Consider the following 9,645-nt stretch of genomic DNA (forward strand, 5'->3'; position numbering starts at 1 on the left):
TCCGACTATAAGCAGGAGGCAGGTGCGGCAAAGCCGTATCATTTTGTGTTTGAATGACGATACAATAAGGGTTTGGAAACCACGGGAGCAGTTTGATGAACGACAGTTTTTCCGACGGTGGAAACCCGCCCGCCGTCAGCTATAACATCGGCCGGCTCGACCGGGCGGTCAGCCGCCGCTTGGCTGAAGCGTTGAAGCCGGTAGGCGTGAGCCTGCCGCAATTTACCATGCTGTCCCATCTGGAGCGGCGCGGCGCGACGGCCAATGCCGCGTTGGCCGCGCGTTCGTTTATTTCGCCGCAGGCGGCCAACCAGATTGTGAACACGATGATGGCGCACGGCTGGGTTGCCAAGCGCGGTGCTCCTAACCACGGACGTATGGTGCTGATTGATTTGACAGACGAAGGGCGGGAGGTGTACCGCCGTTGTATGTCGGCGGCGGAGGAATGTGAGGAAAAAATGCTGCGGGGGCTGACGCCGGAGAGCGTGATGATGTTCAAGGCCACGGTGCAGCGTTTGCTGGATAACCTGCGCGGTGTTTGAGGCCGTCTGAAAATCCGGTTGCTGGGCGTAGTCGAAGTATTCGGACGGCTTGGTAAGACTCAAACAGAGACCTTTGAGAAAAACAGAAACTATAGTCGGAGAAATTACGCTCCGACTATATAAGGCTATCGATACAGGAGAAACGGAAGATGATGGAAATTTTGATTGTTTTGGCAGCCGTTGCGGCGCTGTCGCTGTTTGCCGCACCGTTGTGGCTGTGGGCGGCGGCCGGTGCGGCCATGCTGTTGGGCGGCGGTTTGATGATGTGGCTCGGCCTGCTGTGGCTGGCGGCGTGCGCGGTATTGGGCGCGGCGTCGCTGCGGGTAAAGCTGGTGAGCCGGCCTGCGTTCGGACTGTTTAAAAAGATTCTGCCGCCGCTGTCGGCCACCGAACAGGCTGCGGTTGAGGCGGGTACGGTGTGGTGGGAAGCGGAAATTTTCAACGGCAAGCCCGATTGGCGCAAGCTGCAAAACTACCGCGACCCGAAGCTCACCGAAGAAGAGCAATCGTTTATCGACAACGAAACCGAAACATTGTGCGCCATGCTCAACGACTGGCGTTATACCCACCGCGATAAAGACCTGCCGCCGGAAGTTTGGCAATATGTGAAAGAGCAAGGCTTTATCGCCATGATTATTGAGAAAAAGTACGGCGGCAAACAGTTTTCCCATTACGCACATGCCAAAGTCGCCACCAAAATCGCCAGCCGCAGCCCGGCAGCGGCCTATATGATTATGCTGCCCAACTCATTGGGCCCGGCCGAACTGATCCAACATTATGGCACGGCGGAGCAGAAAGATTATTATCTGCCCCGTCTGGCCAAAGGCACCGATATACCGTGCTTCGCGCTGACCAGCCCGTGGGCGGGATCGGACGCCGGTGCGATTCCCGACACCGGCACGGTCTGCTACGGCAGCTATACCGACCCGCGCGACGGCTCTCGCCATGAAAACGTATTGGGCGTGCGCGTCAGCTTTGAAAAACGCTGGATTACCATGGCGCCGATTGCCACCGTCATCGGCCTGGCGTTTAAGTTGCGCGATCCGGAAGGCCTGCTCGGCGGCAAAACCGACATCGGCATTACCTGCGCGCTGCTGCCCACCGCCATGGAGGGGCTGCACCACCGGCGCCGCCATTATCCGAATGAAACACCGTTTTGGAACGGGCCGGTATGGGGCAAAGACATCTTCTTCCCTATTGACTGGATTATCGGCGGCCAAGCATACGCCGGACAAGGCTGGCGCATGCTGATGGAGTGCCTTTCCATCGGCCGCTGCATTTCGCTGCCGTCGCAGTCGGTGGGCAACGCCAAACACGCCGCTTGGACGACCTCGGCATGGGTGGGCATACGCCGCCAGTTCGGCCTGCCCATCGGCAAGTTCGAAGGCGTAGGCGAAGCATTGGCGCGCATCGGGGCGCACACCTACCAAATGGAGGCCGCCCAAGATCTGGCTTTGGCCGGGTTGGACATGGGTGAAAACCCTTCCGTCATATCCGCCATGGTGAAATTCAACAACACCGAGCGGCTGCGCAAGGTCATCAACGACGCGATGGACATCCACGGCGGACGCGCCGTGGTCGGCGGGCCGCGCAACTATCTGGCCGCCATGTACAACGCCGTACCCATAGGCATCACGGTCGAAGGCGCAAACATCCTGACCCGCTGCCTGATGATTTTCGGGCAGGGCGCGTACCGCTGCCACAACCATGTGCTAAACGAAATCCAAGCCTTGCAGAACAACGACGAAGCAGGGTTTGACCGCGCATTCGCCCGCCATCTGAAACAAAGCTCGTCCAACGCGGCGCGCAGCTTCGTTTACGGCATAACGGGGCGCGGCGGACGCGCACCCTCGGGGCCGCTGGCTTCGGCCTATAAACGCGCCAACCGCCTCAGCGCCGCCTTCGCCTTTACCGCCGATGTCGCCATGCTGACGCTGGGCGGCGATTTGAAACGCCGAGAAAGCCTGTCGGGGCGGTTGGCCGACGCATTTTCCAACCTCTATACCGCATCGGCCTGCCTGAAACGCTTCGAACAGGAAGGCAGCCGTCAGGAAGATTTACCGCTGGCGGAATACGCCGTCTCCCTCGCCCTGTACGAAGCCGAAACCGCATTGGCCGGGCTGGTAGCCAACCTGCCGAACCGCCTGGCGGCCGCCTTGCTGCGCGTCACCGTATTCCCGACGGGCAGACGCGAAAACGCACCGGCAGACGCATTGGCACACCAAGTTTCCGCCGATATGCAGCAGCTCGGCGGCACCCTCGAACGCCTGACCCGCTTCCGCTTCCACCCGCAGGCGGCCGACGACGACTTGAACGAACCGCTGGCCGCCCTGAAACCCGCATGGGAAGCCGTGCGCCAAACCGACCGCTTGGAGCAGATGTTGCGCAAAGCCGAAGCCAAAGGAGAACTGACAGCCGCCACGCCGTCTGAAAAACTCGACGAAGCGGTGGAAAAAGAACTGCTGACGGCGGAGCAGGCCGACAGCATACGCGAAGCCCGCCGCCTGCTGAAAAACGCCATCACCGTGGACGATTTCGATATGGAACTCAACGCGCCGAATACGGATATTTTTGAAAAACGGGTATTCTGAGTTTGGATTGTGTTGAAAAAGCCGTTTGAAAATCTGATTTTCAGACGGCTTTTTTATGTGGTGGACATCATTGGAATAGGCAGTTGATGTTATGTTGAATGTTTCAGCGCCGTAGGGCGGGCATCCCTGCCCGCCGCTTATTTGCAGAATGAGATGGGGCATTCAAACCTAGCCCAATCTTTGCCTTTCGGCAAAGCGGCGGGCAGGGATGCCCGCCCTACGGTGGGTAAGTCAAATATTTATAGCCAAATTTTGTATCGCGTTATCCCAACTCATATTAGCAGAAAGGCCGTCTGAAAATCATTTTTTCAGACGGCCTTTTCTGATTTTTTTCAATATTTTGGTCTATATAGATTTCCGATTAAGCATGAATGAATGCTTACTTGTCGTCCCATACCTCGTCCAAATATAAACCCAAAATGGCGGAAAAATCCAAATCACCGTCGTGTTGCGCGGTAAACCTGCGGTACAGCTCACGCGCTTGGTCGCCCATCGGTGTGTCGCACGGGGTTTGGTCGGCCAGCTCGTGTGCTAATTCGAGGTCTTTCAACATGAGTTTGGACATAAACCCGCCGCGATACCCGCGTGCAGCCGGTGCGTTTTCCATGATGCCGGGGTAGGGGTTGTAGCCGTTCAGTACCCAGTTGCCGCCGGAGCTGGCGGCCATGATGTCGGACAGTGTTTTTGGATCTAGGCCGTTTTTAACGCCGAGGGCGATGGCTTCGGCGGTGGCGCTCATCAATACGCCCAGCAGCATATTGTTGCAGATTTTGGCGGTTTGCCCCGCACCGTTGCCGCCTGCGTGGAAGATGTTTTTGCCCATGGCTTCTAAGATCGGTTTGGCGCGCTCAAAATCTGCTTGTGCGCCGCCGACTAAAAAGCTGAGTGTGCCGGCTGTGGCTCCGGCAATGCCGCCGGATACGGGCGCATCCAGTAGGGCGATGCGGCAGCTGGCGGCTTCTTGTGCCAGTAATTTGGCATCTTCGGCGGCAGTCGTGCTGCAATCGATAACGAGCGTGCCGGCGGATAAGGCACGCAGCAGGCCCTGTTCGCCCAGTAAGACGCTTTTGACTATGTTGCCGCTTGGCAGCATGGTGATGATGATATCGGCATCGGCCATTTCCAGCGGGTGTGCTACGCTTGCTGCGCCTTGTGCGGCAAGATGGCTGACGATTTCGGGGTTTAAATCGAATACGGTCAGCTTGTATCCTTTTTTGAGCAGGTTGGCGGCCATGGGGGCGCCCATATTGCCCAAGCCGATAAAAGCGATTTTGGGTTGCTTGTCCATAATGGCTCCCTTTTTTTATCCATAAAGCCTGCCTGAATCATCGGGGGCGACGCTTCAGGCAGGCGGTTGGCGGGGTGTGATGTCGGTTAGCCTAAGGTCGGCATGGAGAACACCGCGCCTTCGCGTACTTCAGAAGTCGGCCAGCGTTGGGTAACGGTTTTGCGGCGGGTATAGAAGCGGGCGCCGTCGCGGCCGTATGCACCCAAATCGCCGAACATGGATTGCTTCCAGCCTCCGAAGCTGTGGTAAGCCACCGGTACGGGCAGCGGGATGTTGATGCCGACCATGCCGACTTGAACATTATCGGCAAAATAGCGGGCGGCCTCGCCGTCGCGGGTGTAGATGCAGGTGCCGTTGCCGTAGATGTGGCGGTTAATCAAATCCAGGGCTTCCTGCATGGTTTTCACGCGCACGACCTGCAATACCGGGCCGAAAATTTCTTCCTGATAGCTTTTCATGTCGGGTGTGACGCCGTCAATCAAGGTCGCACCGAGGAAGAAGCCGTCGGCGTATTCCGCAGGCAGGTCGGGTTTGCGGCCATCCACCACAATCGTTGCGCCTTGTTCTTCTGCGCTGTTGATGTAGCTTTCGACTTTGGCTTTGTGTTCGGCGGTAATCAGCGGGCCGAAATGGTTGGCATTGTCGGAATATGCGCCGACTTTGAGGGTTTTCATGCCTTCTTTGATGCCGGCAATCATGCGGTCGGCGGTTTCGTCGCCTACGGCAACGGCGACCGATAAGGCCATGCAGCGTTCGCCGCAGGAGCCGAAAGCCGCGCCGAGCAGGGAGTTGACGACGTTATCTAAATCGGCATCAGGCATCACGATGGCATGGTTTTTCGCGCCGCCCAAGGCTTGGCAGCGTTTGCCGTTGGCGGTGGCGGTGCTGTAAATGTATTGGGCAATCGGGGTGGAGCCGACAAAGCTGACGGCCTGAACGCGGGCATCGGTCAGCAGCGTATCCACGGCTTCTTTGCCGCCGTTGACCACGTTGAATACGCCGTCGGGCAGCCCGGCTTCCTGCAACAGTTGCGCCAGAAACAGCCCCACGCTCGGATCGCGCTCGGAGGGTTTCAAAACGAAGGTATTACCGCAAACAATTGCCAGTGGGAACATCCACAGCGGAACCATGGCTGGGAAGTTGAACGGGGTGATGCCTGCCACCACGCCCAGCGGCTGGAAATCGCTCCACGAGTCGATATCGGGGCCGACGTTTTTGCTGTAATCGCCTTTCAGAAACTCAGGCGCGCCGCAGGCATATTCCACGTTTTCGATACCGCGTTGCAGCTCGCCCGCCGCGTCGTGCAGGATTTTGCCGTGTTCCGCGCCAATCAGACGGCAGATGGTGTCGCGGTTTTGCTCCAGCAGCTCTTTGTAGCGGAACATCACGCGGGCGCGTTTCATCACCGGCGTGTTGCGCCATGCGGGAAAGGCGGCTTGCGCGGCGGCAACGGCCTCTTCAACGGTGGCTCGGGAAGCCATGGAGACCTGTTTTTCCACGCGGCCGGTAGAAGGGTTGTACACATCTTGGGTGTGGGCGGTATCTTCGATGATTTTGCCATTGATGAAATGACCGATAATGTTTGTCATGATGTTTCTCCTTAGATTGTGGGGTTGTTGGGCTGTATTTTCAGACGGCATTAAGACCACAGCTGTCGGTAAATATCGATAATGGTGGCTTTGTCGGGTACGCGCGGATTATTCGCGGGCGAGCCGGAAGCCAATGCCTGCTCTGCCATGGTTTCGACCACAGAGTCAAAGACTTCGCGGGTCACGCCGAACTCTGCCAGCGTGGGTACGCTCAGCTCGCGGTTGAGTGCTTCCAGCTCTTCCAGCAGCTTGCGGTTGGCCGTATCGTCGCTGTCTGCGGCGTCTGCTACGCCGATGGTGCGGGCGCAGTCGGCATAGCGTTCGGGCGCGGCGCTGATGGAGTAAGCGGTTACTGCAGGCAGCAGCATGGCGTTGGAAAGGCCGTGCGGTACGTGGAAAAATGCGCCAATCGGCCTGCTCATGCCATGTACCAACGCAACGGAGGCATTGCTAAATGCCATACCGGCTAAGGTTGAACCCAGCATCATGGCTTCCCGGGCGGGCTGGTTATTGCCGTCGCGGTACACTGCCCGCAGGTTCGGCCCAATCAGCCGCATGGCGGCCAGCGCCTGCATGTCGCTGAAAGGATTGGCTTTTTGGCTGACATAGGCTTCGATGGCATGGGTCAGCGCATCGATGCCGGTATCGGCGGTGGTGCGGGGCGGCACGCTGAGGGTCAGTGCGTAATCGATGATGGCAGCCACCGGCATAAAGCCCAAGCCGACGCAGAGCAGCTTTTCGTTTTCCGCTTCATCGGTGATGATGGTAACGCGCGTGCATTCCGAGCCGGTACCGGCGGTTGTCGGAATGGCAATCAGCGGCAGCCCAGGCTCATTAACCTGGCGCGGCGCACGGTAATCGCGTATTTTGCCGCCGAATTTGCCCAATACCGCGATGGCTTTGGCGCTGTCAATCGGGCTGCCGCCGCCGAGGGCGATAATGCAGTCGTAATCGCCGTTGCGTACCATTTCGACGCCGCCCATGATGGAGGTGTCGGTCGGCTCGGGCACGGTATCGTCATATACATCGCTGTGAATACCGGCCGTCTGTAAAATGGTTGTCAGTTCGGCGGTATAGCCGAGGCTGCTCATGGTTTTATCGGTCACAATCAGAGGCTTGTTGCAGCCGAGCGTAGCCAGAGTGTCGGGCAGTTTTAAGCAGGCATCTTTGCCTACATGCATGATGCGCGGCAATACGATTTGTGCACTCATCTTTTTTCTCCTTCAGACTGTTGTTTAAAAAGAACCGAACATGGTTCCCAGTGTAACCACGGCAACCAGCGCAACAAGCGGTACGGCTACGGCCACAACGAATACGTCAAGATAAGATTCTTTATGGGTGAGGCCGCAGATGGTCAGCATGGTAATCACTGCGCCGTTATGGGGCAGGGCATCCAAGCCGCCGGAGGCAATCGAGGCCACGCGGTGCATCAATTCCGGCGAAATACCGAATTGCTCGGCCAGCTGCATATAGGTTTCACCCATCACATTCAAGGCAATGCTCATACCGCCTGAGGCCGAGCCGGTAATACCCGCCATTACGTTAATCACGATGGCTTCGGAAATCAGCGGATTGCCGGGCGAAAGGCCGACCATAAAATCCCGCAAAATCACAAAGCCTGCCAAAGATGCAATCACAGAGCCGTAGCCCACTTCCGAAGCGGTGTTGAAAATCGGCAGCAAAGAGCCTGTCGCGCCGATGTTGACCGATTGCTTGATGTTTTTCCAATATTTGCGGTTGGCAACGGCCAGCAGCAGGCAGCCGGCAACCAGTGCGACGATAATGGCCCACAATCCCGCTACTGAGCTGAGCGATACCGCGCCGAATTTTTTATCCGCCAGATAAGCGGTATCCATCAGCGGGAACACGAATTTGGTCAGTACATAGTTCAATACAATCACCAATACGATGGGTGCGAGCGCACCATAAATATTCGGCAAGTGATTGAAATCCTGCTCTTTAATATGCGCGTCGTGATGTTCGCCATAGCCTTCTCCGGCAGCCAGAGCCGTTTTCAGACGGCGGTTCATCCACAGCATGCCGCCGACAAACATGATGACGCCGGCAATGATGCCCAATCCGGGCGCAGCAAAAGCATCCGTTTTAAAGAAAGGCATGGGAATGGCATTTTGAATGGCAGGCGTGCCGGGCAGCGCAGTCATGGTAAACGTCAGCGAGCCGATGGCAATTGCGCCCGGAATCAGCCGCTTCGGAATATTCATCTCACGGAACAAAGCCGCAGCAATGGGGAATACGGCAAATGTCACCACGAAAACCGATACGCCGCCGTAAGTCAAAATCGCCGAAGCCAAAACAATCGACAGCAAAGCCTTTTGCCTGCCCAAGCGGTTGACCAACGCATAAGCAATGCTGTGGGCAGCGCCCGAATCTTCCATCAGCTTGCCGAAAATCGCGCCCAGCAGGAATATCGGGAAAAACTTGATGGCAAATCCGCCCATGCCCTGCATAAAGACTTGCGTATAAGTGCCCAACATCTCATTGGGCGGCGTGCTGAACAATACGGCGACCATCGCCAATACCGGCGCCAGTACCAGCACGCTGTACCCGCGGTATGCCAACCACATCAGCAGCAGTAGCGAGAGCAAAATACCGAGTAAACTCAACATAACGCTTACCTCCTGTTTTTTATAAAACGATACAATTTGTATCGTTTTGATAAAATAATAGAGATTTTAGGCAGGCGTAAAATCACAAATTTAAATTACAGCCATCAGAATTTTGTTATAAAATTGATTTGAAAGAAGATTTATATTTTAAAATCAGAAAAATATAAGAATTTGTAATCACTAATTAATCCGGAGTTCATCAGTGAATGCACACGAACGGGGCTCTTCCATCACACGCGTTTTGCAGATTATCGAAGCCGTAGCCAGCGCAGAGCGGCCGCCCGCACCGCAGGATTTGGTGCAGCAGCTCGGCATTCCCAAACCCAGCCTGCACCGGCTGCTGCAGCTTTTGGAGCAAGAGCAGTTTATCCAAACCGATGTAAACCATACCCTTGTGCCCGGCATCCGCTCCATGCGTCTGAGCGTGCATCTGTGGCACAACAAATACTACAAAGCCGACCGGGAAGCCGTATTGGCGGATTTATCGCGCAAAATCGGCGAAACCTGCGGCATTACCGTGCCCAACGGCCATTTCATGTCTTATACCGACCGAGTACAAACCAACTGGCCGCTGCAAATCTATCTCCCAACCGGCACACAAGTGCCCCTGCATTGCACGGCAGGCGGCAAACTTTACCTGAGCCACCTGTCTGCCGAGAAACGCAAACGGCTGGTCGCCCACCTGCCGCTGGAGCAGCTGACACACAATACCCACATCCGTGCGGAAGACTTCTTGGCCGAACTGAAAACCGTAGAAGCAAAAGCATACGGCTGGGACAACCAGGAATTTATCGCCGGCATGGTCGGCTGCGCCGTCCCCATTTACGATAAAGCCGGCAATTTCCTGGCCGGGCTGTACACCCATGCGCCGGTCATTCGGAAAAACCTGGACGACTTGCTGCACTATTTGCCGGATATGCAGGAAGCAGCGGAGGAAATTAGTCGGATTATTGATTTGTAAGGCAAAAGCCGTCTGAAAAATGATATAGTCATTTAAAATAAGAATGG

Annotated in this window: 7 protein-coding genes; 3 read left to right on the forward strand and 4 right to left on the reverse strand. The window is 56.4% G+C overall.

What is annotated here, in order from left to right; translation table 11 throughout:
- The first annotated feature begins 95 nt into the window (after positions 1–95).
- Positions 96–542 carry a MarR family winged helix-turn-helix transcriptional regulator gene (locus BDE01S_RS05235; protein ID WP_066078265.1) on the forward strand — a complete coding sequence of 149 codons (447 nt, stop codon included), beginning with the start codon at positions 96–98 and terminating at the stop codon, positions 540–542.
- A gap of 149 nt (positions 543–691) precedes the next feature.
- Positions 692–3,133 (forward strand): acyl-CoA dehydrogenase, encoded by a 2,442-nt coding sequence (locus BDE01S_RS05240; protein ID WP_066078266.1) that lies wholly within the window; start codon positions 692–694, stop codon positions 3,131–3,133.
- Positions 3,134–3,512: 379 nt separating this feature from the next.
- On the opposite strand, the gene mmsB is transcribed toward BDE01S_RS05240, so the two are convergent.
- The 4 genes from mmsB to BDE01S_RS05260 all read right to left on the reverse strand — a co-directional run bounded on the left by mmsB (position 3,513) and on the right by BDE01S_RS05260 (position 8,637).
- On the reverse strand, positions 3,513–4,421 hold the full coding sequence (gene mmsB, locus BDE01S_RS05245; protein ID WP_066078269.1) for a 3-hydroxyisobutyrate dehydrogenase: 909 nt from the start codon (positions 4,419–4,421) through the stop codon (positions 3,513–3,515).
- 86 nt (positions 4,422–4,507) lie between these two features.
- The gene (locus BDE01S_RS05250; RefSeq protein ID WP_066078273.1) at positions 4,508–6,010 is read right to left on the reverse strand and encodes a CoA-acylating methylmalonate-semialdehyde dehydrogenase; all 1,503 of its coding nucleotides are present in this window, start codon (positions 6,008–6,010) and stop codon (positions 4,508–4,510) included.
- Between the two features lie 50 nt (positions 6,011–6,060).
- Positions 6,061–7,221, reverse strand: a complete 1,161-nt coding sequence (locus tag BDE01S_RS05255; RefSeq protein WP_066078276.1) for an iron-containing alcohol dehydrogenase — start codon at positions 7,219–7,221, stop codon at positions 6,061–6,063.
- A gap of 24 nt (positions 7,222–7,245) precedes the next feature.
- Entirely contained in the window at positions 7,246–8,637 is a 1,392-nt protein-coding gene (locus BDE01S_RS05260; RefSeq protein ID WP_066078279.1) for a GntP family permease, read from the reverse strand.
- Between the two features lie 202 nt (positions 8,638–8,839).
- Between BDE01S_RS05260 and BDE01S_RS05265 the strand changes: the two genes are divergently transcribed.
- Positions 8,840–9,598 (forward strand): IclR family transcriptional regulator, encoded by a 759-nt coding sequence (locus tag BDE01S_RS05265; protein WP_066078282.1) that lies wholly within the window; start codon positions 8,840–8,842, stop codon positions 9,596–9,598.
- The last annotated feature ends 47 nt before the right edge of the window (positions 9,599–9,645 follow it).

The organism is Bergeriella denitrificans NBRC 102155 (genome assembly GCF_001592185.1).
GTDB lineage: Bacteria > Pseudomonadota > Gammaproteobacteria > Burkholderiales > Neisseriaceae > Neisseria > Neisseria denitrificans.